The sequence below is a fragment of the Rhizobium sp. B21/90 genome (assembly GCF_019355815.1).
Lineage (GTDB): Bacteria > Pseudomonadota > Alphaproteobacteria > Rhizobiales > Rhizobiaceae > Rhizobium > Rhizobium rhododendri.
The window spans coordinates 1,914,413-1,938,696 of sequence record NZ_CP072162.1 but is presented as its reverse complement, the minus strand read 5'-3'; the positions used below and the strand labels follow the sequence as shown (position 1 = coordinate 1,938,696).

The window sequence follows — 24,284 nt, the reverse complement described above, 5'->3', positions numbered from 1 at the left end:
AAGCATGGGCGGTTTCAGTCAGCCATCCGTCGGCGACCCGGTGCCTAACGTAAATCGGGAGTCTGGTCAAACAATCGCCTGTGGGCACTTATGGCATAGGTATCGGTCATTCCCGCCAGATAATCGCCGACATGCCGGGCCTTGGCGGCATCGGCGAGGCCGGAGATATGATCTACCCAGTAGTGGCTCTGCATCTCGCGCGGATCGGCCATATAGGCGTGGAAAAGATCGGTGACGATCTGCGCGGCGCCCGCGCGGATGCGCATGATATCGGGATGCCGGTAGATGCGCTTGAACAGCATAGCCTTGATCTGCCTGTCGGTCTCGGCCATGTCGGGCGAGAAGGCGGCGACCACGCGGCCGGCACTGCGGATATCATCCGCGCTCGTCGGCCGGATCGAGGCAAGATTTTCCTGCGCCACCGAAATCACGTTCTCGACCATGCGAGTGATCTGCCGGCGCATGATCTCGTGGGTGAAACGGCTGGCTTCCAGATTGGGGTAGCGCGCCCTCACCTCGGCCATCAGCCCGGCCAGGAACGGAATATCTTCCAGCATCTCGAAGCTCAGATAGCCTGAGCGCAGGCCATCGTCGATATCGTGCGTGTTATAGGCGATATCGTCGGCAATCGCCGCCGCCTGCGCCTCGAGGCTGGCATAGCTGCCGATCTCGAGATCGTGCAGCTCGCAATAGTCGAGGATCGGCTGTGGCACCGGCCCGTGCGTGCCTTTGCCGTCAGGCGCAAGTAGCGGGCCATTGTGCTTCACCAGTCCCTCGAGCGTCTCCCATGTCAGGTTCAGCCCGTCGAACTCGGCATAGCGCCGCTCGAGCTTGGTGACGATGCGCAGCGACTGGGCATTGTGGTCGAAGCCGCCATAGGGCTGCAGCATCTCGTGCAGCGCATCCTCGCCGGTATGGCCGAACGGCGTATGGCCGAAATCATGGACCAGCGCCACGCCCTCGGCCAGGTCCTCGTCGAGCCGCAACGCCCGGGCCAGCGCCCTTGCCACCTGCGCCACCTCGATCGTATGCGTCAGCCGCGTGCGATAGTGATCGCCGTCCTGGGCGATGAAAACCTGGGTCTTGTGCTTCAGCCGCCGGAAGGCGGTGGTGTGCACGATACGGTCGCGGTCGCGCTGGAAATCGGACCGGGTCGGGCTGGAGGATTCGTCATAGAGCCGGCCGCGCGTTGTCCAGGGGTCTGCCGCATAGATCGCCCGTTCGCCCGTGCCGAAACCCAATGCATGCCTGTCGATCGTCATAATCCATCCATCTCGGCCGCTGGCCATTGACGCCGCGTTCCGGCCTTCATACCTACAGTTTCAAGGAACGGCAAAGCAGTCCGGCAAAAACTCCCAACTGCTGCTGTCGCCGCCAGAACTTTGGTGATAGCCTTGTTCGATATCAGGCGTTTGAACGCCATCCTCAACTCATTCTCTCCGGGCCTTGACCCCGGCAGGAGGACATCATGACCGAAACAACTGTAACCCTTTCGGATTCCGCCGCCAAGCGCATAGCGGCAATCGTCAGTGCCGAAACCGGCAAGAGCGCGCTGCGCGTCGCCGTCGAAGGCGGTGGCTGCTCGGGCTTCTCCTACAAGTTCGACCTGGTGGACGCCCCCGCCGAAGATGACATCGTCGTTGCCAAGGGCGACGCCACGGTCTTCATCGACAAGCTATCGCTGATCTACATGGCAGGCTCGCAGATCGATTTCGTCGACAACCTGCTCGGCCAGTCCTTCCAGATCAACAATCCGAACGCGGTTGCCAGTTGCGGCTGCGGCACCAGCTTCTCCGTCTGAGCCGACAAGCAGCATTCCAGAACCGGTCGACGGCACTGCCGCCGGCCGGTTTTCTTTTGTCCGGAAGCCAATGGCCAAGCGGCGGTCGTGACGATAAAAGGGGCAATCCAAGGAGTCCCTCGCCCATGAAAATCGCCACCTGGAACATTAACGGCATCAAGGCCCGCATCGACAACCTTTGCCAGTGGCTGAAGGATTCCAGCCCAGATATCGCCTGCCTGCAGGAAATCAAATCCGTCGATGAGAGCTTTCCGAGGCTGCAGCTCGAGGAGCTCGGATATCATGTCGAGACCCACGGCCAGAAGGGCTTCAACGGCGTCGCGATCCTGTCCAAGCAGAAGCCGGATGCGGTGATCCGTGGCCTGCCGGGCGACGACACCGACGAGCAGTCGCGCTTCATCGAAGCCTCCTTCTCCATCGCCGACGACCGGACGCTGAGGGTCGGCTGCATCTATCTTCCGAATGGAAATCCGGTCGATACTGAAAAATATCCCTACAAGCTCGCCTGGATGGAGCGCCTGCAGGTCTTTGCAGCCAGCCGCCTGGCGCTCGAGGAGCCGCTGATCCTTGCTGGCGACTACAATGTCATCCCGGAGCCGCACGACTGCTTCGATCCAAGGGTCTGGGCGAATGACGCATTGTTCCTGCCGCAGACGCGCCAGGCATTTCGAAGACTGGAAAATCTCGGCCTCACCGACGCCCTGAGGGCGACAAGCGATCAGTCAAAGCTCTATACGTTCTGGGACTATCAGGCCGGTGCCTGGCAAAAAAACAACGGTATCCGCATCGATCACCTGATGCTGTCGCCCGAAGCTGCCGACAAAATGACCTCGGCGACAGTTGAGAAACACGTTCGCGCCTGGGAAAAGCCGTCCGACCACGTCCCCGTCGTTGCCCATTTCGATTTTGCGGCCTAAGCGGCAATAACCGTCCGCCCCATCACTCCGGAGCGGTCACGTCGAGCTTGTGGGCCATGACGACGGCGTTGCGGCGGTCGTTCTCGTTGGCGACGGAGAAAGCCTGCTCCTGCAGGTCTTCCATCCACGGACAATCCTTCGGCTTGCACTTGTCGAGAGCCGCAGTCATGAACGCCAGGCCGCGTGTCGACTGGCCTTCCTGGAACAGGATGTTGCCGAACACCGCCATGGCGCCGGGATGGCCGCTCTTGCGAGCCTGATTGAGCCACTTCTTCGCCTGCTGGACATTCGGCGTGCCGCCCTCGCCCGACAGCATCATCTTCGCCAGCTGGAACTGCGCCTCGGCGATACCAAAGGTCGATGCGACCTGGAAATACAGCTGGCGGGCCTGATTGAGATCCGTCTTGACGGGCGTGTTCGGAATTCCGCTCTTGTAATAGTTGGCGAGAGAAAGCAGCGCATTGATGAAGAAACCGGTGTCTTCGGACCCGGGCTCGACGCCTTGCTGGGCGATCTCGTTGTAGATCTTGAAGGCCTCGAAGTCGTCCTGTGCAACGCCGTCGCCATCGGCATACATGTTCGCAAGTGCCCAGCGCGAGCCGGTATGGCCCTTCTCGGCCGCATATTTGTAAGCCTCGACGGCTTCTTCCTTCTGGCCGTTCTTGTAGGCCTTGAAGCCGAACTTGAAGAGGTCGAAGGGTCCCGATTCCTTTGAGACGCCGGCATTGATATCAAAGGCCAAGGCAGGTGCCGCAACGGCAGCCGGCACGATCAACGCCATGCCAAGCCACATAACTCGTACTGATGGAAACTCGGATCTAAGCATCACAGTCGATTTCTTTCGCTCTATCCGGATACGCCACGATCAACCCCTCGTCACCGTTCAGCGCCGGATAAACTCCCACAAGCCGCATACACCGGCCCGCATTCCATTCCGACCGGACCTTGAGAACGCCCCCGCTCCAGGATCCACTCGCCGCTTGTCCTTGCGCTGCGGCAAGCCGTTTCCAAACTTCGGAAACATTTGCCGCCTCGCCATTCGTCACATTTTCAACCGTATCGCGAAATTGTGACCAAACCAGCGTAGGCACGTCCAACGAAGCATTTTTTGGCTCTTCAAACGCCAAATAATTCCTCGCTCAGGATCGATAGGCAGACTCTCGAATATTCAAAAAGTGCCATGGCAACAAAACGTTACACCCATTAGCTCGAAGTCACTCGAACCTCAGTCATGACACCTGTCCCACACTCTCCGAAATTAGCCTGAAGATCCGCACTGCACGTTTTCAGACGGGCTCGCCCTGAGCCCGCACTGATCGGTGCGCTCTATTTGTGGCGGGAAATGGACAGATTTCCCGCAGGAGCGGGCAACGTAAACGGTTGCAAACGAGTGTTGCGATTTCGTCACAAAATGGCGCGACGGCGCGAAACGTACCCGCACGGCGCAACTGCACGGAGCGCGTACATCCAGGCGCAAACGGTGGTTGAGACAGCTAGAATTTGACCTTGACCGACGTCGAAAGGGCGCCGACGAAATCGTTGCCGTAGCGATAGGTAACATCGTCGCCGTAGGTCACGCCACCGGAGGTAACGGTCCCGGACTTGCCTGAAGTCAGCAGACCGACAGCGCCGGCAAGCCGGTACTCGACATGCTCGGTCGGCGAGAAGGAAAGGCCTGCCCCGAGCATCCAAGTATCGGACGACAGGCCATAGCCCTGGCTCGTGCCCTGGTCCCAGGTGAGGCTGACGGCGCCGCTCCACTGGGCATTGAACTTGTGGCCGATGCCGCCGCTCAACGTCCATCCGTCCTTGTAGAGGAGATCGAGGGAGGTCAGTTCCACGGCGCTGCCCGGCCTGCAGGCAACCAGTCCGCGCGTCGATTTCGGACAGAATGCGATACTCTGCAGCGTGCTCCAGTTGGTCCACTTGGCAGAACCGAACGCCAGCCAGTCGGGCGCGATGCCGGTCTGCAGCTTCAGCTCCAGCGAATCCGGCGCCGTGGCCGATCCATAGACGGGCGTGACCGTGCCCACCGCCGGATTGCCCGGGACTGCAATCTTCGGCACGGATGTCAGATCCACCGTGCCGGACAGATTGTCGTACTTGACCTGGCTGTTATAGACGAGGCTGGCGCGCATGGCATATTCGGGGATCTCGTAGGCAACGCCGGAGCGCCAGCCCCAGCCGCTGTCGCTGATATCGAGACGGCCCATGCCGCTGTAGAGGGACGAAAGCGACGCCGGCAGGGGCACCACCAACTCTTCCTTGAATCCACCGACCTCCTGGTAGAAGCCACCGCCGATCAGCCGCAACTGGCCCGGACCTGCATCGAACTTGTAGGAGCAGGTCAGGCCGTAGTTGTGGCTGTATATCTTTTCGTCGCTGTTATAGTTGGCACCGGCCCAGTTTGTCCCGGGATTGGAATGGGCGCCGAACGGCTCGGAGTAGTCGCCCAGGCAATCGACATCGTCAGTGATACCGATCTTGATGCCCACGGAAGGCACGCCAAAATTGGGACCGTCGCTGACGGACTGCGGGCGATTGTTGAGGTTTCCATCACGTGGATTGATGTCACGTGCAATGGTCAACTTGCGCTCCGGCATCACGAACGTGACGCCGCCCTCGAAAGCATAGCGTGACTTATCGAACAGCAGATCTATGTCATAACCCGCGCGCTCGATGCCTCCGGCCGCTGCGGAGCTGACGAAGCTACAGCCGGCAAGCAGCACGAGGGCGGCCTTGGCCACTGCACGATGTCTCATTACACTTCCCCGATACCCAACTGCGGCAATCTTACGGTCATCGCAAGAATAGGCAACGTAACGATAAGCCCGTGGTATCAATACTGGAGCGCGCTCCATGAGAAGTAGCGGCATCCTATCGCGTGAATATCACGAAGCGCAAAATTTTCTTCCCGAGAATGTATCGTTTAGTGCTTGAACTAGATTCTCTTTCTCTCTCTTGCGCGCGATGTATCAAACGGATCACAGCAGCGAAATATAAACACCCCCTTAAAATGAGGGGTTTGATATTCAACCCGAGACTATACTTTGAATGCAACCAATCCACCTGAAGTCGAATTTTCCATGGATTCAAGAAGGGCGCACCGCTTTCGTGGCACGCCCTTTGTAATTCCACCGAACGATTCTCAGAGGTCGTGGCAATCAGCCGACTTCGCTGAGCCTTGTCAGGGCGACCTTGAGGCTGGCGAGCTGGCTCTGCAGCTCCTCCAGCCGTTCGCGTTCCGCAGCCACGACTTCGGGGTTGGCGTTGGCAACGAACCGTTCGTTCGACAATTTCCCGACAATGCGATCCGCCTCGGCCTGTGCCTTGGCGACAGCCTTTTCAAGCCGGCTCCGTTCGGCGTCGATGTCGATCAATGTGCCCAGCGGCAGGCATGCAGTCGCCTCGCCGATGACGATCTGTGCCGAGCCCTTCGGCGCAGCTTCGGCGAGCGAGATCGCCTCGACGCGGGCAAGCCGCTTGATCGCTGCATCGTGGCGGAACAGCCGCTCGCGGGTGACGCCATTGGCATCGACGAACACCAGCGGCGCCGTGGCTGCCGGCGGCACGTTCATTTCCGAGCGCACGGAACGGATGCCCGAGACCAGGTCGATCAGCCAGTTGATCTCTGCTGCCGCGACATCGTCCGCATAGGACGGCACCGGCCAGTCCGCGTGGCAGATCAATCCGTCGCGCTCCTTGCCCTCGCCAGCTGTGTGGGCCCAGAGCTCCTCCGTCATGAACGGCATGAACGGATGCAGAAGCTTGTAGATCTCTTCCAGCACGTAGGCGCTGCAGCCCTGCGCTTCGACCTTGTCAGCCTCTTCCTCGCCCATGAAGACGGGCTTCAGCAGTTCCAGGTACCAGTCGCAGAACTGGTTCCAGACAAAGCGATAGAGAGCGCCGGCCGCGTCGTTGAACCGGTAAGCCTCCAGGGCCTCCGTGACATCACGGGTGGTGCGCGCCAGTTCCGTCAGGATCCAGCGGTTGACCGTCAGTTCGGCCGCCTCGGGCACGAAATGCGCGCCGCTGGCAGCGCCGTTCATCTCCGCGAAACGCGTCGCATTCCACAGCTTGGTGCCGAAGTTGCGGTAGCCGGCGATGCGCGCCGGATCGAGTTTCACGTCGCGGCCCTGCGCTGCCATGATGGCCAGCGTGAAACGCAGCGAGTCGGCGCCGTACTCGTCGATCAGTTCCAGCGGATCGATGACGTTGCCTTTCGACTTCGACATCTTCTGGCCGCTCTTGTCGCGAACCAGCGCATGAACATAGACCGTGTTGAACGGCTCGACCCCGTTGCCGGCGTCGTCCTTCATGAAGTGCAGGCCCATCATCATCATCCGGGCGACCCAGAAGAAGATGATGTCGAAACCGGTGACCAGCACGTTGGTCGGATAGTAGCGGGCAAGCTCCGGCGTCTGCTCAGGCCAGCCGAGCGTCGAAAACGGCCAGAGAGCAGACGAGAACCAGGTGTCGAGCACATCCTCGTCGCGGATGAGGATTTCACCCGGCTTGAAGTTCTCCAGCTTCTCCTCGACCCAGGCCTTCCAGACACCTTCGTGAGACAGGTAATGCTGGATCGCCGCCTGCAGCGCCTCTTCCTCGGTCTTTTCGACGAAGACCTGACCATCCGGGCCGTACCAGGCCGGGATCTGGTGACCCCACCAGAGCTGGCGCGAAATGCACCAGGGCTGGATGTTGTCCATCCACTCGTAATAGGTCTTGTCCCAGTTCTTCGGCACGAAATTGGTGCGGCCTTCGCGCACGGAGGCGATGGCCGGCCCTGCCAGCGTCTTCGCATCGACGAACCACTGGTCCGTCAGCATTGGCTCGATGACGACGTTCGAGCGGTCGCCGAACGGCTGCATGATCTTCTTGGCTTCGACGTAGGGAATATCGTTGCCTTCGGCATCCTTGACGGTAACTGCCAGGCCCTCGGCGTTAATCGCATCGACGATGCGTTTGCGGGCGACGAGCCGGTCGAGGCCGCGATATTCTTCCGGTACGAGGTTGATGTCGTCGATTTCGGATTCCGTCGGCATGTCGCCGCCGCGGGCAATCGCCTGCGCCTGGGCAGCGCAGACTGCGTAGGGCTCGCCGTCATCGCGCATTTCGGCACGGCCGTTCATCAGCCGGTAGAGCGGAATGTCGTTGCGCTTGGCGACCTGGTAGTCGTTGAAATCATGGGCGCCAGTGATTTTCACGGCGCCGGAGCCGAAGTCCGGTTCCGGATATTCGTCGGTGATGATCGGGATCAGGCGGCGATGCTCCTTAGGCCCGACGGGGATTTCACAGAGCTTCCCGACGATCGGCGCATAACGTGTATCCGAGGGGTGAACGGCCACGGCACCATCTCCCAGCATCGTCTCCGGCCGGGTCGTCGCAATCGAGATGTAGTCGCGCTCCTCCTGGAAGGTGACGTTACCGTCGGCATCCTTCTCGACATAGGTGTATGTCTCGCCGCCGGCCAGGCGGTACTTAAAGTGCCACATATGGCCGTTGACTTCGCGGCTTTCGACCTCGATGTCGGAGATTGCTGTTTCGAATTGCGGGTCCCAGTTGACCAGCCGCTTGCCGCGATAGATCAGGCCCTCCTTGTAAAGAGACACGAAGACCTTGAGGACGGCTTCCGAGAGCCCTTCGTCCATGGTGAAGCGCTCGCGCGACCAGTCGCAGGAAGCGCCAAGGCGCTTCAGCTGATTGAAGATCAGGCCGCCCGATTCGTCCTTCCACTCCCAGACCTTGTCGATAAAGGCTTCGCGGCCCATGGCGACACGGCCGGGCAGCTGCAATTCCTTCAGCTTGCGCTCGACGACCATCTGCGTGGCGATGCCGGCATGGTCCATGCCTGGCTGCCAGAGCACGTCCTTGCCGCGCATGCGCTCGAAACGCACCATGATGTCCTGCAGCGTGTTGTTGAGCGCATGGCCCATGTGCAGCGAACCGGTGACGTTCGGCGGCGGAATGACGATGGTGAACGTCTCGGCTCCCGGCTTGGCATTGGCACCAGCGCGAAACGCGTCGGCCTCGTCCCATTTCTGGGCGATTTTCGGCTCAACAGCGGCAGAATCATAGGTCTTTTCGAGCATTTTGGGACCGGATCTAGAGTTCGATGATGCCGGTTGGTAAACAGGATGGCCGTCGGCAAGTCAATAAAAAAGCCGCCCCATGCCCGGAGCGGCAGTTGTCGCCAGGTGTCGGGAAAAACTAGCGGCGGGGGCCGCGGGCGACCCGCTCGATCTCCTCGCGTACCAGCTTTTCAACCAGCGTCGGCAGGTTGTCGTCCAGCCATTCCTGCAGCATCGGACGCAGCATGTCCTGGGCGATGTCGTCGAGCGAGCGGCGCTCGGCGCCAAGCGCTGCGGCAAGCTCGTCGAAAGAGCGGGCAACCTGTTCACCGGTGGCCTCCGAGACCAGCATCTTCTGGGCCTCTTCATGCAACTGCGGCAGGAACCGGTCGTGCTGCTCGGCAGGCGCTACATAGGCGGCTTCCGGCTCGACCTGAACCGGCTTCGGCGCGGCGGCGCGCTCGGGCTGCGGCTGTGTCCGGACACCGGACGGCATGTCAGGCGACCGAGTCACCTGTTCGACGACCTGCTGCACAGGCTCGACCGGCCTGATGTGCACGACCACGTCGGACATCGCGGCCGCAAAATCCTGCGACACGGCGGCCATCGGTTCGCGTTGCGTATGCCGCACTTCCGCCTCGGCGGCATCGGGCTGCATCGCATGCGAGCCAAGGCGCACCTCGGCGAGACGGGCGGCCATCGCCGGCGGCAATTCGCGAGACGGCGCCGCTTCACGCGACGCGTTCATCTGCATGGAATTGCGATCGGAAGCGGCACGCACGCGGGCTGCGACGTCGGCGAGCGACATGGTGCTGCGCGGCGCCGCATCCGGATCGTGGCCGGCCGAATTGGCGGCAACGAAGCGCGGGTCCTGGGGAGCCGGCATCGGCGGCATGTCGTCGAGCGCGCCTTCGAACTCATCGTCGACAGTCAGATGGATGTCGTTGTCGTCGTTTTCAGCAGCTTCGTAGACCGGCGGCATCGAGGTCGACAGGGAAGGACCACCGCCTGGCTCGTTGCTTTCGATGATCTTGCGGATAGAGGCAAGAATCTCTTCCATCGACGGTTCACGCGCAACATTGGACTGAGCCATTTTCATCCCCGTTATCCTGCAGAAAGGACCGAAATGCCAGCGCGCCAGCCATTCGAATCATAGTTACCTTAGGATACTCTCCGGGGGAAAAAAATCACCGCGAATCGACTAAGTCCGCTGATGCACAGTTTTGTTTACCTTGTCCAGAGCCGCACGCAAAAGCAGCAGCTATGGAAAAACTGCAAATGAAAACGGGCACCCAGGGTGCCCGTCCGAAAGATCGTCAACCGGTGGCCATGCTCAGAAGACGAATTCCTTGACCTTGGCAAAGCCCGGCAGCGCCTTCACGGAAGCGTTGAAAAATGCGTTTTCCGAGATTGCGCCACGTTCGCGCACGAACACCGAAGCCCGCGCCGAATTGCCGAAACCCTTGACGACGACGAGACGGCCATTGTCACGCAACTGCTCGAAAAGATCGGAGGATACTTCTTCGACCGCGCCGTTGACAAAGATCAGATCGTAAGGCGCCCCGGCCGCATAGCCCTTTTCGAGCGCACCCGTCGCTACCGTGACATTGCCATAGCCAAGCGCCGAAAGCGTTTCGCGCGCCTGCGAGGCCAAAGCCCCGTCGCATTCGAGCGCAACGACCAAGCCCGAAAGCAGCGACAGCAGCGCCGAGGTGTAACCGGTCCCGGCACCGACCTCGAGCACGACATCGTCCTTGCCGATTGCCGCAAGCTGCAACAGCTTTGCCAGCGGCGATGCCTGCATCAGGTAACGGGGCGGATTGCCGTCACGAGCAGGACAGATCTCGACGTCATTATCGATATAGGCCAGCACCTTGAGCTTTTCCGGCACGAACGCTTCGCGCGGCACGGCGAGGAAAGCGTTCAGCACGGAGTGCGAGGTGACATCCGTCGTCCTGATCTGGCTTTCCACCATCTTCAGCCGCGCAGTTCCGAAATCCATCATGCTGTCCCGCCCCATCAAAAGCGATTAACCGTGCACCGTCTTAATCGCCACCGCGAAAGCTTTCAAGGCGTGGATGTGGACCGGAGGGAAATTCGTGCGGGAGGCTCAGCTGGCTTAGTTGCTTCAAATAGGCAATTGAAAATACCCATGACGTGCCTTGTCGTTCGGAGCCATCGTCGTCGGGCATCGAATAAAAGGAGACGGCAGCCTCGAAGCAGATCGGCTTAAAATAAGCAATCGCCCGAGAGCGAGAGTTTTGGGCATATCAGTCACGGACGCAAATCTCGTCAAAGCGTCCGAGTTGTCGCTTTTCTCTGCGATATCGCGGTGGAAATGGCCGGAAAGCAAGGGGAACAGCTTGCAACACAAGCGCAACGCGCATCGGCCCAACTAGCCATCGCATTTCAGCTAAATTATTGATTTTATTGATTTAAAAATTGGAGGCCTCGCCCGGAATTGAACCGGGGTACGAGGATTTGCAGTCCTCTGCGTCACCACTCCGCCACGAGGCCATCCGTGTGTGGTCGCGGCGATTTAGACTAGCTCTAGACAGAGCGCAAGACCATTCGCCGCCAACGGGATAATTTTTCGTGCCCTCCGCTGCCCCGATAGGCTGACGTTAGGTAGCCCTGCCGCAGCGAAGCGATGCGGCTTTTCCGGGCATCAGGCACTATTTGTTGTCCGGCTCACGCTTGCGGCCCCACCACACCGACATGCGGCGGCGCCAGCGGCGGACGGTGGCGCTGTCCTGCGAGAGGATGACGAAACCGAGCGGGATCATCCAGAATCCGAGAATCGGCAGGAAGCCGAGGCAACCGCCGCCGATCAGCGCCGTGCCGACCGACATGCGCGCCAGCCGCGATTTCGGCAGCGGCACGTGCACGGAGCCGAGCACCAGCTTGCCGCGTGCGTGATCGACACCAAAACGTTTTTTTGGCGTGGGGCGGCGCGTGGCGTCCGCATGCGATGGGTTCGAAGCGTCATTCATCCACAGGAAATGGGGATATGGGCGATTAATGCAAGCCGATGGGCGATTTTTGAAAAAACCGCTTGGCAAATCGGGAAAGCATTTGTATTAGGCCACTCACACCGCGCCAAGCGGTCTTCCCTGGTAGCTCAGCGGTAGAGCATTCGACTGTTAATCGACAGGTCGCCAGTTCGAATCTGGCCCGGGGAGCCAAATTATAAAAAGCCTTTGCAGCGATGCAGAGGCTTTTTTCTTTTTCGGTGCAATGGTTTCCCGCTGACATTTCACAGGTTTGGTGAAATGTCCGAGAACTGGTATTTCCCAAAAATGAACCGCTGCTGCGCTTCATGGTACATTGTGCTCTGACACTGCACCTGCGACCAGTAGGCTCCGGCCGAACGGGTGACAGGGCGACCTCCGAACGATCGCCAAAAGCCGGTACCGCAACGCCCGAGGAGCGTGAAATGAAACTTGTGCCTTTGCTTTTCGCTGCCGTCTTGCTCTCTCCCGGCCTTTCGCTGGCGGCTCAATGTACGCCGAATAACGGCTCGGCCCGGATTCTGGCATCCCCGAACCCGGACGACATCCATCCGGACTGGAGCGACGGCTCTACTATCGGGTTAAGCTGGACCTTCGAAGGTAAGGAAGTCGGCGACAGCGGCGACTACATGAAGGGAAAGCTGATTTCCCCGCGTGGCGATGTCGCCAATAAGGGTGTCTATATTATTGCCCGCGAATGGGATTGCGCCGAATAGGCCCGACACGTTGCAGAACTGAGCCCGATTTCCCGTTGATCGAACGGAAAAAGCAGTGGAGAATGGCGCCAGTTCGGCGGCCCGCGCCATGACCCGCTGGCGGCGTTTGCAACTGTTCGTGTCCCAGCAGGAATCTATCCCTTGATCCAGACATCCGTCACCCGACTTCGCGCTCTCAGCCTTGCCGTTGGCACCTTCGTCGCTCTTGTGCTGCCGCAAACGGCTGCGATGGCGGCGCCGAGCTGCTGGTCGCTGTTGCAGAGCAAATACGGACCGGGCATCCTGAAGGCCGCCGACGAAGCCGATCCCTGCGCCAAAATTCCGGGCTTCGACAAGAAGGAGCGCTTCAACCTCACCGGCCTCGATCTCTGCACCGCGCCGGATGGCGTGCAGATCAACGCCCAGGCTGACCTTGCCTGCAAATCGAGTTCGCACGGACTTCTCGGCGGCATCGATATGAAGGGCAAGCTGCAGGCATCGATGTCCGTCGATATCGGCGCCTGCAAGGTCACCGACGCCCGTGTCAGCGTCAGTGGCCCCGTCGGCGAATTGCTGAGCTCGGTCGGCGATATCCAGAATCTGGCGCGCAATTTTGCCCAGAGGAAGATCTCCGAGGTCTGCGGGCCCCACTAGCCGCGTGCGCTGAAAAGCGGCGGCCTGTGAATTCAGGCCGCCGCCCCCTGTGGCAAACTGCTGTGCCGTTGCCCTTTTGTACTCATGCCCTCTTCACTTTCCGCCATCGCCGCTCCATATTCCGGGCATGGCAAGATCCCCGAAAAACTCTCCCGCTCGCGATGATCGAAATACCGGTTTCGAGGAGGCGCCGCAGGCGCCGTTCGAAGGCGCGCCGCTGTCAGGCGGGGTTGCCGACTGGGTGAAGCAGCTCGAAGCGGAAGCGGAGATTTCCGGCGTCGAGACGCAGCGCGAGATCGCCTCCAAGGCCGGCAAGCATCGCAAGAAGGTGGAAATCGCCGCCTCCAAATCGGCGCGCGGCACCTCCATGGGCGGTTCGACCGATCCGAAGACGCGGGCTGCCGCCGGGCTCAACCCCGTTTCCGGCATGGATACTTCGCTGGAAGACGCCGCCAATGCGGGAACGGCCGTCACAGCCACCGTCGAGGCGCTGTCGGCGCTGATCGAGAGCGGCAATCCGCTGTTCAAGGACGGCAAGATGTGGACGCCGCATCGCCCTGCCCGGCCGGAAAAATCGGAGGGCGGCATCAGGATCCGCATGCAGTCCGACTATGAGCCCGCCGGCGACCAGCCGACGGCGATCAAGGAACTTGTCGCCGGCATCGAATCCGGCGAGCGCAGCCAGGTGCTGCTCGGCGTCACCGGCTCCGGCAAGACCTTCACCATGGCCAAGGTGATCGAGGCGACGCAGCGGCCTGCCCTCATCCTGGCGCCGAACAAGACGCTGGCGGCTCAGCTCTATTCCGAGTTCAAGAATTTCTTCCCCGACAATGCGGTGGAATACTTCGTCTCCTATTACGATTATTACCAGCCTGAAGCCTATGTGCCGCGCTCCGACACCTTTATCGAGAAGGAATCGTCGATCAACGAGCAGATCGACCGGATGCGCCACTCCGCTACACGCTCGCTGCTGGAGCGTGACGACTGCATCATCGTCGCCTCCGTCTCCTGCATCTACGGTATCGGCTCTGTCGAGACCTACACGGCGATGACCTTCCAGATGACGGTCGGCGACAAGCTCGACCAGCGGCAGTTGCTCGCCGACCTCGTGGCCCAGCAATACAAGCGCCGCGACATGGATTTCCAGCGCGGCTCTTTCCGGGTGCGCGGCGATACGATCGAGCTCTTTCCTGCCCACTTGGAAGATGCGGCCTGGCGGATCTCGATGTTCGGCGACGAGATCGACTCGATCACCGAGTTCGATCCACTGACCGGCCACAAGACCGGCGACCTGAAATCGGTCAAGATCTACGCTAACTCGCACTATGTGACGCCACGCCCGACGCTGAACGGCGCCATCCGCCACATCAAGGAAGAGCTGAAAATGCGGCTGGCCGAGCTCGAAAAGGGCGGCCGCCTGCTGGAAGCCCAGCGGCTGGAACAGCGCACCCGCTACGACATCGAGATGATCGAGGCGACCGGTTCCTGTGCCGGCATCGAAAACTATTCGCGCTATCTCACCGGCCGCAACCCGGGCGAGCCGCCACCCACCCTGTTCGAATATATCCCCGACAATGCCCTGCTGTTCATCGACGAGAGCCACGTCTCCGTCAGCCAGATCGGTGGCATGTACCGGGGCGACTTCAAGCGCAAGGCGACGCTGGCCGAATACGGCTTCCGCCTGCCGTCCTGCATGGACAACCGGCCGCTGCGGTTCGAGGAATGGGACGCCATGCGCCCCAACACCATCGCCGTGTCGGCGACGCCCGGAAACTGGGAAATGGAGCAATCCGGCGGCGTCTTTGCGGAGCAGGTCATCCGCCCGACCGGGCTGATCGATCCGCCCGTCGAGGTGCGCTCCGCCCGCACTCAGGTCGACGACGTGCTCGGCGAGATCCGCGAGACGGCGGCTGCCGGCTACCGCACGCTGGTCACTGTTCTCACCAAGCGCATGGCCGAGGATTTGACGGAATACCTGCACGAACAGGGCGTGCGTGTGCGCTACATGCACTCCGACATCGACACCCTGGAGCGCATCGAGATCATTCGCGACCTGCGGCTCGGTGCCTTCGACGTGCTCATCGGCATCAACCTTCTGCGTGAGGGCCTCGACATCCCGGAATGCGGCTTCGTCGCCATTCTCGATGCAGACAAGGAAGGTTTCCTGCGCTCCGAGACGTCGCTGGTGCAGACCATCGGCCGCGCGGCGCGTAATGTCGATGGCAAGGTCATCCTTTACGCCGACAACATCACCGGCTCGATGAAGCGGGCGATGGAGGAAACCTCGCGCCGCCGCGAAAAGCAGATGGCCTACAATACCGCCCACGGCATCACGCCGGAATCGGTGAAGGCCCGGATTTCCGACATCCTCGACAGCGTCTACGAGCGTGACCACGTGCGCGCCGATATCTCGGGCGTGTCGGGCAAGGGCTTCGCCGATGGCGGCAACCTGGTTGGCGGCAACCTGCAGGCCCATCTCAACGCGCTGGAAAAGCAGATGCGCGACGCCGCAGCCGATCTCGACTTCGAGAAGGCAGCAAGGCTGCGCGACGAGATCAAGCGCCTCAAGGCCGCCGAACTCGCCGTCATGGACGACCCTATGGCCCGCCAGGAAGCCAGGGCGGTCGAGGGCGACAACGGCAAGCCGAAGGGCAAGCGCCAAACTGCCGTCTCCGCCCTTGCGGGGGAGATGCCGCCGCAGCCCACAGAGGGGCGCGCAACCGCAAATTCCGCGTCATCCACCTCCTACTTCCAGAAACCGTCGCTCGACGACATGGGACCCGGCACCGATACGGCCCGGCCGCTGTTCCGCAAGAACAGCCTCGACGAGATGACGGTCGGGCGGACGGAGAAGCCAGCGGCGGGCAGCCTGCCGGAACGCCCGCCGGAAACGGTGAGCAGCAAGAAGCGCTTCTCGCCGCTGCTCGAAGGCCAGCCGGACAAGGACGGCAGCCCCGCATCCGGCAAGGACGACCCTCGCCCGATCATCCGCGCCAAGGCCGGCGCCGGCTCCTACGAAGACGCCGGCGACGTCAAGCGCCAGAAGCGCACCAAGGGCAAGACGGGACGCCCGGGGCGGTAAAAACAAGGCCGGCCGAGCGCAAAAAGCGAAAAACTTGGGCCCGGCGGCGCTCGTTGATGGGTTGCGGCCGCGCTGTTAAGACTAAGGCAATCTCCGCATGGCAAGCCATATGTCACTTGCCTTAGAGAGGACGAAACCATGGCGCTGATCGGCTTCAAGAATACCCACAACCAGCCCGTCTACGTCAATCCGGCGCAGGTGCTCTATGTCACGACCTTCGAGGAAGACGTGTCGATCATCGCCTTTGCCGTATCCGGCGCCGGCGGCAATCCGCTGACGATTTATGTGCGCGGCAATGTCGACCAGATCCGCCTGAAGATCGACGGGACCGCCCAGCGCTGATGATGCAGAGCGGCGCAAACGGGCGCCTGTCGCAACACTCCGCTGCCTGCGTTCAGACGTAGGCGATGCAGCGAGCGAAGTTCTCGCCAGCCTGCGCCCTCACCCGAACACCTCGCCGGGATAGGCACCCCAGATGGCGGCCTGCCTGATATAGCCGGTGAGCCGCGGCCCGCTCAGATGCACGCGGCACCAGCTGCCGTCGCAGGCCGATAGCCTCAGCAGCACCTTCGGCTGCAGCACCGCGATTGCGCTCGCCTTGGCATTGGCGGCCACCCGCAGCGGCACGTTGGCCGAGAGCCAGGGGCCGACAATGCCGGTCCGCTGGCCCGATAGCAGCGAGCCATACATCCACCCGGACGTGCCGTCGGAATCCCGCACCTGCCGCCAGCGGCCATATTCCTGGATGACCTCGAGCGGCAGGCCGGGCGCGACATAGATGAAGCGCGTCGCATAATCGAGCGAAGGCCCGATGCGCAAGCGCGCCTTGCGCGGCTTCAGCGACACGAAACGCGGCACGGGCAAGCCGCTTTCGCTGCCGCGCGCAAATCCGGGCGCCAGCACCGGAGCCGAAGAACCAGTGCCTGAAAGCAGCGGCGCTGCCGATGGCAGCGGCTGCGAGAGTGGCGATACCAGCAGCACAATGGCCGAAAAACCGGCGACCGCCACAAGGCTGCGGGACAAGGGCGCCCTCACCGGCAGGCCGAGACCTTCTTCAGCGCCGCAGAGATGCCGTCCAGCGAATAGGTATAGCGGGTCGGCGTGCCGCGTTTCGAGGTGGCGCTGACGGTCATGTCGCTGCCGCCGCGCATTGCCGCCACGAGATCCGGCTCCTGCGCCACGTCCCGCACCCAGGCGGCATTGTCCTTGGACACCATGGCGAAGCGCTTGTCGTCGACCGAAACGGTGATCGGCGCCCCCGGCTTCAGCATATAGCCGCGCACCGCCTCGGGCACGAAGCCGCCATCCGCAGACGGCGACACCAGGAAGAAGTTCTTTCCGTGATCGATCCCCGCAGGCTCCATCTTCGTCGGCATCGAAAGCGCATAGCAAACCGTCCCCGACTTCGCCGCATAGGAATAGACGCCCCAGTCATCGAACTGCTGGATCCGGCTAGGCTCGGCAAACGCGGCGGCAGAAGAGACAAGAACGGCAGCGACGGCGAAAATGGGGAGTTTTGCGGGCATGATATTCCAGACAGGTTTCGGACAAACTCAGGCCGGATTTCAGAACATTTCCGGCCACGCGAAGGCCCAATTGGAGCCCGTCGAGGGTTACCGGGAGGTTAATGGGGTGGTTACGATATTGTGATGGGGGGTTGTGAGATCGGATCTACCGCCTGAGGCAAGAACCGGCGCAGGCAACTTCCGGAGCTATTTCCGACTGCGTCTGATAACATCACAAAATACTTCATCATCCGACTGTATATGAGGAGAAAGAACGTCTAGGTAGGATTTGAGCCTAGCTTGCAATGAATCATTTTTCTTTGGAGTTTCTGAATAGTTGGAAATCTGCCGAACTGATTTGATAGAAAGCAACTGCAGCAACACTCGAACGCCCTTTTTATCCGTCAGCCCTACGCTACGGGCGTCATAAGATCCTGGAAACCCAGCCAACTCGGGAAAAAGCTCTCCCTGTAAGGTACGGTTTGTCTTAGTTTGCCTCGCCTCGACATCGCTTAGCATGCGCCTCAAGGCCATTGTTTCAAGCTTCCGCGACTCTGCAATGATTAGATTGGAATGCCTAACTCTCAATTCACGGATAACTTCTTCGTATGTATACTAACCTTTAAGGCCAAGTTCGTGCGAAATACTTCTAAGAGCGCCGCGCAAGTTCATTTCGTCAAACTCCATTGGCACGCAAGACGAATCATAAGATCAAAAGGTGAACTTAAAAACCAAGCCAGTCAAGCATAATACAAAATAGAGTCCGAGCATCACGGCCATATTGGAGTATAAGAAACTGATACAACGGCGCATATATAGAATTGCCACCAAACAGATCAAATCTTGCATGTAGCGTTAAGCTTCGAAATGCGATCGCAGCCGCGTATCGTCACACTCAAAAACTACTCGATTTCTGGAAAAGAAGACAACGGTTAAAGATTTTCCCGTCTATTTTGGCGCCTAAACGAGGTCACTCACTCCGCCGCCCGTAACTCCACCACGTCCATCTCGTACCCATACTCCTCGAGCATCGTATACGCGTGCTCGATCGTCTCCACCTGCGCCTCCGCCTTGCGGATTGCCTCGGCAATCGCCGTTGTCCGCGCGCGGAGCATGGAGCCTAGGACGTCGGCTTCGGGGCGGCGGCCGAGGCGGTCCATGTGTTTGCGGACGCGGGCCCGGTGGCGTTCCAGCTCGAGGATGTGGAAGCGGTTCTTGACCGCCTCGTCCGAGAGTTTTCGGCGCATCGCGGCAACCGGATCGAATGACCCGGGCTCGCGCTCGTCGAGAATGAAATCGTTGACCAGCGCCTCGATCATTGCCGCCCCCTGCAGGTCGCGCGGGTCGGCGAGCTGCGGATCGTAGCCGGTGTCGTCGTAGACCTTGCGGCGGATCGGGTCCTGCAGCAATTCGTACACGGCCTGCAGCCTACCAAAGTGTTCAGCATCGCCGCCGCTGTCGGGATGGGCGGTCTTGGCAGCTTTCCGATAGGCGCTCTTGATCGCATCGAGGCCCGCATCGCGCGCGAGACCGAGCATCGCATAGGGATCCATCATCTTGCTACCTCTTCCGCCTGCCCGCACGCACCCACTCCGACTAGCCTCTTGCACGCCCGGCTTCAACCCCCGCAGCGCGTTGATATCATCGGCCTTGCTCGGGACCAAATTGTGGAAGCCGTCACGATATCCCCGACTTTAAGGCAACCACAACCTTATGGCGACTGGCCGTCGGCCGCATGCCGAAAACCTGTGCCAACGGGCGCGAAAATCACGCCGCCGGGCCATCGGGGCGGAGGCTTTATAGGCGGAATATAACGGACCATGCCGGTGGTCTGCGAGGTCAGAAATGTTCGCCTGAAACTGCCCGAAACCACGTCCGGGAAGAGCCGGAATCCCGATCCGGGACAGCGAAAAATGCATCAACGCAACCTCCCGAAATGGCACAACCGGCTTGCGTGGGGCTTCAAAAACCCTTCAAACCCTTGATTTAAAGGCGCTATGCCGCGCAGGTTGAAACGTGTCAAAATTTTGTCGCTTGCTTTTTTAAAAAAATGCTGCCACGAATTGGTTCTCGGGCATTTACTTGCCGGTGACTGGACAGATGTGGCAAAGCCTGCGTAGACGTTCTTTCCCCGTACGTGACTACTCGACCCGTCTTCCGCGCCGCGCGAAGGCACAACCGTCCGGCTTCGACCACCGGGCAAAATGGACTAGAGGGAAAAGGACTATTTCCATGGCGACCAAGGGCACCGTTAAATTTTTCAACCAGGACAAGGGTTTTGGTTTCATCACGCCAGAAGGCGGCGCGAAGGATGTGTTCGTTCACATCTCCGCTCTCCAGGCTTCCGGCATCCAGTCGCTGCGCGAAGGCCAGCAGGTCACGTTCGACACCGAGCCGGATCGCATGGGCAAGGGCCCGAAGGCCGTCAACATCTCGGCTTTCTGAGACCCGTCCAGTCACGAAGAAATTTTACAAGAACGGCGTGCTGCAGGGCGCGCCGTTTTTTTGTGTTTTGAGCCTGAGTTGATGCTTTGGGAATTGCCTGGGAGGGCCACCTCGTTGGTCGGCGCCCCCCTCTGTCAGCTGCGCTGACATTTCCCCCACAAGTGGGGAGATTATTCTTTTCCCTTGCGGACCTTGGCTTTCGGCTGATCTTCCTCTTGCGGGCTGACCGCTCCCGGCCAATCTCACCCTTGTGGGGGAGATGTCCCACAGGGACAGAGGGGGGCGATCTGGCACCGCAACTTACCTCCCGGCGACCCTGTCAGGCCGAAAGCACCGTCGGCTCGGCGGGCGAGAAATCCACGGCGGCAAAAGCGGCGGCGATGACCTCCGGCCCCGCGCCCGGCTTTGCCACATCGCTCGACAGGATCTGCCGGAACCGCCTCGCCCCGGTCATGCCCGAAAACAGCCCGATCATATGGCGCGTCACCTGCTGCAGCCGTCCGCCAGCGGCGATATGGGCGCCGGCATATGTCATCATCGTATCGCGCAGCGCCAACCAGTCCGGCGCGCGAAAAGGCTTGCCGTAGATGCGGTGGTCGACATCGGCGAGAACCGCCGTATCGCCATATGGAGCCCTGCCCAGCATGACGCCATCCACATGGCGCAAATGCATCTCCGCCTCGTCCAGCGTCTTGATGCCACCGTTGATGCCGATGAACACATCCGGAAAACGCTGCTTCATGCGGTAGACGATGTCGTAGTCCAGCGGCGGGATATCGCGATTTTCCTTCGGCGACAGGCCCTTCAGCCAGGCCTTGCGCGCATGGATCCAGATGGCGTCGGCGCCGGCGTCCAGCACCCGCACCATCAGGTCGGGCAGCGCCACCTCCGGGTCCTGCTCGTCGACGCCGATCCGGCATTTCACCGTCACCGGCAAACCGGTCACCGCCTTCATCGCCGCCACAGCAGAGGCCACCGTATCCGGCGTCAGCATCAGGCAGGCACCAAACGTGCCGGATTGTACCCGGTCCGAAGGGCAGCCGACATTCAGGTTGATCTCGTCATAGCGGTAATCCGCGGTAATCCGCACCGCCTCGGCAAGCTTGCCCGCATCCGAACCGCCGACCTGCAGCGCCACCGGATGCTCCTCGGCATGATGCCCGAGCAGCCTGTCGCGCGGCCCATGAATGATAGCATCCGCGACCACCATCTCCGTATAAAGCAACGCTTCCCGGCTGATCTGCCGATGCAAAAACCGACAATGCCGATCCGTCCAGTCGATCATAGGTGCGACGGCGAAGATCTTGCCGCCGGATGCATAGGGCGACGCTGTCGGCACGGGCGCCGTGGAGGGGGATGGGGAATTCATTGGCGTATCGCTCGGGATCTTCATGTCGGGAGCGCAGGGCCCTTGGGCGTGCGTGCATCGCTCTATATAGCGGAGCCGACAAAAAAGCGAGGCCCGGTCGGGCATGAAGCCGACCGGGCCCTGTGATGTTCCGATATTGGCGCTTTAGATAAAGGCGACCGGCATCTGGATCGGCGCGCGCTTGGCGCCGTAGTCGCGTTCGTGCGACGAGAGATTGACTTGCTTTTCCTGGGCGCGGACCAGAGCTTCGAGTGCCGGATGCAGCGCTTCTTCGCGGGAAAAGTCGATGGCATCGGTTTCGATGGAAGCGGCGCGCTTGCGGGCGTTGAAGAAATTGAAGATCATGGTCGGGGCCCTCCTGATAGCTGCCGGATAAACGACGCATGCGCCGTCTTCGTTCCCTTCCTAGCATGTGAGTCGTTAAAAATTAACCATGCTGCACTGCACTAGGAAGAGCCATCAGCATAACCCGCAACGAAGACAGCGACGCGACAGCAGCAAGGCGGAAATCGGGCGTTCCCGAGGCCATCCGACAAGGCGAATTCGTCGTCTGACGCGAACTAAATCTTTAGTCGTCGAACTCGAACTTGTGCTTGGAAAGCTGCCACTCGCCGTTCGCATCCTTCTCGACGCGCTTGTTGCCGCGATAGAAAATCGGCTTGTTGACGCGCTTGTCGATGGCATAGCGGCTCGGCGTCCATTTCGCCTTGGGGTCGGTCCCGGTCACCGAGGCCAGTGCCTCCTTGAACTTGCCTGCCTTGTACAGCGTCATGAATTCGTCGTCGGCCATGTCAAAGTCTCCTTAAGCGTCGGCGGCGCGCGCGCCGCCCGTAAATTCAGCGGATCAGCAGCGCCGTCCCGTACAGCCCGAAGCCGAATACCGTGTGAGCCACCAGGTTGAGCAGGCGAGCATTGTTCGGATTGGGCGTCTTCGATGCTGCCCAGCCGATGCCAAGCCCCGGCTGCAGCAGGAACCAGCCAGCCGCCACGGTGACGATCGCCCAGATCCAGGCAACCAGGAATGTCGGCGCCTGCAGCCAGCCCGGGCCGGTGATCGCCACCAGCAGGAAGGCATAGGCGATGCCGACAGCATAGTGGCCGATCCAGCCGAGCGCCAGTTCGTGGGCATAGGGCGCGCTCGCATTGATATCGTCGTGGAACACCGTGCCATGGCTGAGGTGATAGAACCAGCGGCCGACCGGCGCCCAGTTCGGCATGCCGCTGCCGGAAAGCCGGGCGTAGAGGATCGCCCAGAGATCCATGAAGATCGTTGCGCCAATGCCGATGACAAGGCAGCGCCAGAAAATGTCGACCATGTGAAATCCGATAATTTGGGACGCCGGAAGCAGGCGCGCACCAAACCATAGGCGCACCGGCGAAAGCAATGCCCATCCATCGAAGCCGGCCAAAAGAATCGTCTCGCCCCAAGCTTTCAGGCCTCGGATCCGGCCGCCCTTGCTGTCGCCGCCGCATTATTGCGCTACAAAGCCTCAGAAGACGCGCACGACCCTTGCGAAGGAGAGAGATTTGACCGCCATCGACACGCTTTTCATCCATGCCCGGCTGGATGACGGATCCTTCAGCGACATCGCCGTCACCGGCGGCCGCATCGTTGCCATCGGCGCCAGCGGCAGCCTCGGCACCGGCGCCGGCACGACCGTCGACCTCGGCGGCGCGCTCGTGGTACCCGGCTTCGTCGAAGGCCACATCCATCTCGACACGAGCTTCTACGGCGGCCCGTGGATTTCCCACAAGCCCTGCACAGCCGGCTTCGACGTGCACGAGCGCGTCGCCTTCCAGCACCAAAACCTCGCCATTGCCGAACCGATGGATGTGCGCGCCAGAAAGCAGCTCGAGCTTGCCATCGGCAACGGCGCCACCGCCCTGCGCAGCCATGTGATGGTCGACGGCTCCGTGGGCCTCAAGCACCTCAAGGAGATCCTGAAGGTCCGCGACGAGTATGCCGGGCTGATCGACATCCAGCTCGTCGCCTTCCCCCAGAGCGGCATCCTGAAAAGCCCGGGTACACCAGGACTGATGGACGAGGCGATTGCCATGGGCGCCGATGTCGTCGGCGGGCTCGATCCGGCCAGTTTCGACCGTGACCTCGGCGGTCATCTCGACGTCATCTTCGACATTGCCGAGCGCCGTGGCGTCGATATCGACATCCACCTGCACGATGGCGGCACGCTCGGCCAGTTCACCATCGAGGAAATTTGCGCCCGCACCCGCTCGCTGTCGATGGAGGGCCATGTTGCCGTCAGCCACGCCTATGGCCTTGGCGACCTCGCCCCTGACGCGGCAAAGCGCGCGGGCGAGCAATTGGCGGCCTCCGGCGTGTCGATCATGACCAACGCGCCCGGCAACCACGCCTTCCCGCCGGTGGCGCTGCTGCGGTCGGCCGGCGTCACCGTCTTCAGCGGCAGCGACAACATCCGCGATAGCTGGTGGCCCTATGGCGATGGCGACATGCTGGGCCGCGCCATGATGATCGGCTACCGCTCCGGCTTCTACACCGACGAAGAACTGCGCGCCGCCTTCGACGTCGTCACGACCTCGGGCGCCAAAGCGCTGCGGCTGGAGGACTATGGCCTGACGGTCGGCTGCCGCGCCGATTTCGTCACGCTGACGGCCGCCCATGTCCCGGAAGCCGTCGTCTCCGTGCCAAAACAACGCTCCGTCTACAAGGGCGGCAGGCTGGTGGCGGAGAACGGGATGGTGGTGCGGTGAGGCG

At 61.0% G+C, this 24,284-nt stretch carries 24 protein-coding genes and 2 tRNA genes; 9 read left to right on the top strand and 17 right to left on the bottom strand.

The window, feature by feature from the left end; all coding sequences use genetic code 11:
• Positions 1–44: 44 nt before the first annotated feature.
• Both J5278_RS09195 and J5278_RS09190 read right to left on the bottom strand, forming a co-directional pair.
• Positions 45–1,262 (bottom strand): deoxyguanosinetriphosphate triphosphohydrolase, encoded by a 1,218-nt coding sequence (locus J5278_RS09195; protein ID WP_209183946.1) that lies wholly within the window; start codon positions 1,260–1,262, stop codon positions 45–47.
• Positions 1,259–1,423 carry a hypothetical protein gene (locus J5278_RS09190; protein ID WP_153816507.1) on the bottom strand — a complete coding sequence of 55 codons (165 nt, stop codon included), beginning with the start codon at positions 1,421–1,423 and terminating at the stop codon, positions 1,259–1,261. The genes J5278_RS09195 and J5278_RS09190 overlap by 4 nt, the downstream gene beginning before the upstream one ends.
• A 45-nt stretch (positions 1,424–1,468) precedes the next feature.
• Between J5278_RS09190 and erpA the strand changes: the two genes are divergently transcribed.
• Both erpA and xth read left to right on the top strand, forming a co-directional pair.
• Positions 1,469–1,801, top strand: coding sequence for an iron-sulfur cluster insertion protein ErpA (gene erpA, locus J5278_RS09185; protein ID WP_209183947.1), 333 nt, complete (start codon positions 1,469–1,471; stop codon positions 1,799–1,801).
• Positions 1,802–1,926: 125 nt separating this feature from the next.
• Positions 1,927–2,718: an exodeoxyribonuclease III gene (gene xth, locus J5278_RS09180; protein WP_209183948.1), complete on the top strand. Its 792-nt coding sequence runs from the start codon at positions 1,927–1,929 to the stop codon at positions 2,716–2,718.
• Positions 2,719–2,740: 22 nt separating this feature from the next.
• Here the strand turns inward: xth and exoR are convergent, their stop codons facing one another.
• The 8 genes from exoR to J5278_RS09140 all read right to left on the bottom strand — a co-directional run bounded on the left by exoR (position 2,741) and on the right by J5278_RS09140 (position 11,782).
• Positions 2,741–3,544, bottom strand: coding sequence for an exopolysaccharide production regulator ExoR (gene exoR / locus J5278_RS09175; RefSeq protein WP_209183949.1), 804 nt, complete (start codon positions 3,542–3,544; stop codon positions 2,741–2,743).
• Positions 3,537–3,845: a hypothetical protein gene (locus tag J5278_RS09170; RefSeq protein WP_209183950.1), complete on the bottom strand. Its 309-nt coding sequence runs from the start codon at positions 3,843–3,845 to the stop codon at positions 3,537–3,539. The genes exoR and J5278_RS09170 overlap by 8 nt, the downstream gene beginning before the upstream one ends.
• Before the next feature lie 366 nt (positions 3,846–4,211).
• Positions 4,212–5,480 carry an OmpP1/FadL family transporter gene (locus J5278_RS09165; RefSeq protein WP_209183951.1) on the bottom strand — a complete coding sequence of 423 codons (1,269 nt, stop codon included), beginning with the start codon at positions 5,478–5,480 and terminating at the stop codon, positions 4,212–4,214.
• A 402-nt stretch (positions 5,481–5,882) separates the two neighbouring features.
• A complete protein-coding gene (locus J5278_RS09160; RefSeq protein ID WP_209183952.1) occupies positions 5,883–8,810 on the bottom strand; it encodes a valine--tRNA ligase in 2,928 nt (975 codons plus the stop codon).
• A 118-nt stretch (positions 8,811–8,928) separates the two neighbouring features.
• On the bottom strand, positions 8,929–9,882 hold the full coding sequence (locus J5278_RS09155) for a DUF2497 domain-containing protein (RefSeq protein ID WP_209183953.1): 954 nt from the start codon (positions 9,880–9,882) through the stop codon (positions 8,929–8,931).
• A gap of 240 nt (positions 9,883–10,122) precedes the next feature.
• A complete protein-coding gene (locus J5278_RS09150; protein ID WP_209183954.1) occupies positions 10,123–10,794 on the bottom strand; it encodes a protein-L-isoaspartate O-methyltransferase in 672 nt (223 codons plus the stop codon).
• 438 nt (positions 10,795–11,232) lie between these two features.
• Positions 11,233–11,306, bottom strand: a tRNA-Cys gene (locus J5278_RS09145).
• Positions 11,307–11,464: 158 nt separating this feature from the next.
• Positions 11,465–11,782, bottom strand: a complete 318-nt coding sequence (locus J5278_RS09140; RefSeq protein WP_209183955.1) for a hypothetical protein — start codon at positions 11,780–11,782, stop codon at positions 11,465–11,467.
• A 117-nt stretch (positions 11,783–11,899) separates the two neighbouring features.
• Here J5278_RS09140 and J5278_RS09135 point away from each other — a divergent pair.
• The 5 genes from J5278_RS09135 to J5278_RS09115 all read left to right on the top strand — a co-directional run bounded on the left by J5278_RS09135 (position 11,900) and on the right by J5278_RS09115 (position 16,573).
• Positions 11,900–11,974, top strand: a tRNA-Asn gene (locus tag J5278_RS09135).
• Positions 11,975–12,225: 251 nt separating this feature from the next.
• The gene (locus J5278_RS09130) at positions 12,226–12,516 is read left to right on the top strand and encodes a hypothetical protein (protein WP_209183956.1); all 291 of its coding nucleotides are present in this window, start codon (positions 12,226–12,228) and stop codon (positions 12,514–12,516) included.
• A 141-nt stretch (positions 12,517–12,657) separates the two neighbouring features.
• Positions 12,658–13,149, top strand: coding sequence for a hypothetical protein (locus J5278_RS09125; RefSeq protein WP_247749104.1), 492 nt, complete (start codon positions 12,658–12,660; stop codon positions 13,147–13,149).
• Positions 13,150–13,276: 127 nt separating this feature from the next.
• Entirely contained in the window at positions 13,277–16,231 is a 2,955-nt protein-coding gene (uvrB, locus tag J5278_RS09120; protein WP_209183957.1) for an excinuclease ABC subunit UvrB, read from the top strand.
• Between the two features lie 138 nt (positions 16,232–16,369).
• Complete coding sequence (locus J5278_RS09115) at positions 16,370–16,573, top strand: hypothetical protein (RefSeq protein ID WP_142823061.1); 204 nt, start codon at positions 16,370–16,372, stop codon at positions 16,571–16,573.
• Between the two features lie 99 nt (positions 16,574–16,672).
• Here the strand turns inward: J5278_RS09115 and J5278_RS09110 are convergent, their stop codons facing one another.
• The 3 genes from J5278_RS09110 to J5278_RS09100 all read right to left on the bottom strand — a co-directional run bounded on the left by J5278_RS09110 (position 16,673) and on the right by J5278_RS09100 (position 19,292).
• Entirely contained in the window at positions 16,673–17,254 is a 582-nt protein-coding gene (locus J5278_RS09110) for an SH3 domain-containing protein (protein ID WP_247749105.1), read from the bottom strand.
• Between the two features lie 8 nt (positions 17,255–17,262).
• The gene (locus J5278_RS09105; protein WP_209183958.1) at positions 17,263–17,757 is read right to left on the bottom strand and encodes an invasion associated locus B family protein; all 495 of its coding nucleotides are present in this window, start codon (positions 17,755–17,757) and stop codon (positions 17,263–17,265) included.
• 953 nt (positions 17,758–18,710) lie between these two features.
• Positions 18,711–19,292, bottom strand: a complete 582-nt coding sequence (locus J5278_RS09100; RefSeq protein WP_111223034.1) for a DnaJ domain-containing protein — start codon at positions 19,290–19,292, stop codon at positions 18,711–18,713.
• A 676-nt stretch (positions 19,293–19,968) separates the two neighbouring features.
• Here J5278_RS09100 and J5278_RS09095 point away from each other — a divergent pair.
• Positions 19,969–20,181, top strand: a complete 213-nt coding sequence (locus J5278_RS09095) for a cold-shock protein (protein ID WP_111223035.1) — start codon at positions 19,969–19,971, stop codon at positions 20,179–20,181.
• A gap of 319 nt (positions 20,182–20,500) precedes the next feature.
• Here the strand turns inward: J5278_RS09095 and dusA are convergent, their stop codons facing one another.
• From dusA to J5278_RS09075, 4 genes are all read right to left on the bottom strand, one after another.
• Entirely contained in the window at positions 20,501–21,466 is a 966-nt protein-coding gene (gene dusA, locus J5278_RS09090; protein ID WP_247749140.1) for a tRNA dihydrouridine(20/20a) synthase DusA, read from the bottom strand.
• 228 nt (positions 21,467–21,694) lie between these two features.
• Entirely contained in the window at positions 21,695–21,895 is a 201-nt protein-coding gene (locus J5278_RS09085) for a hypothetical protein (protein WP_209183960.1), read from the bottom strand.
• Positions 21,896–22,118: 223 nt separating this feature from the next.
• Positions 22,119–22,340 (bottom strand): hypothetical protein, encoded by a 222-nt coding sequence (locus tag J5278_RS09080; protein ID WP_111218049.1) that lies wholly within the window; start codon positions 22,338–22,340, stop codon positions 22,119–22,121.
• Between the two features lie 46 nt (positions 22,341–22,386).
• Entirely contained in the window at positions 22,387–22,866 is a 480-nt protein-coding gene (locus tag J5278_RS09075; protein WP_209183961.1) for a DUF2938 domain-containing protein, read from the bottom strand.
• Between the two features lie 211 nt (positions 22,867–23,077).
• On the opposite strand from J5278_RS09075, the gene J5278_RS09070 reads away from it, so the two are divergent.
• On the top strand, positions 23,078–24,280 hold the full coding sequence (locus J5278_RS09070) for an amidohydrolase family protein (RefSeq protein WP_209183962.1): 1,203 nt from the start codon (positions 23,078–23,080) through the stop codon (positions 24,278–24,280).
• Positions 24,281–24,284: the final 4 nt, after the last annotated feature.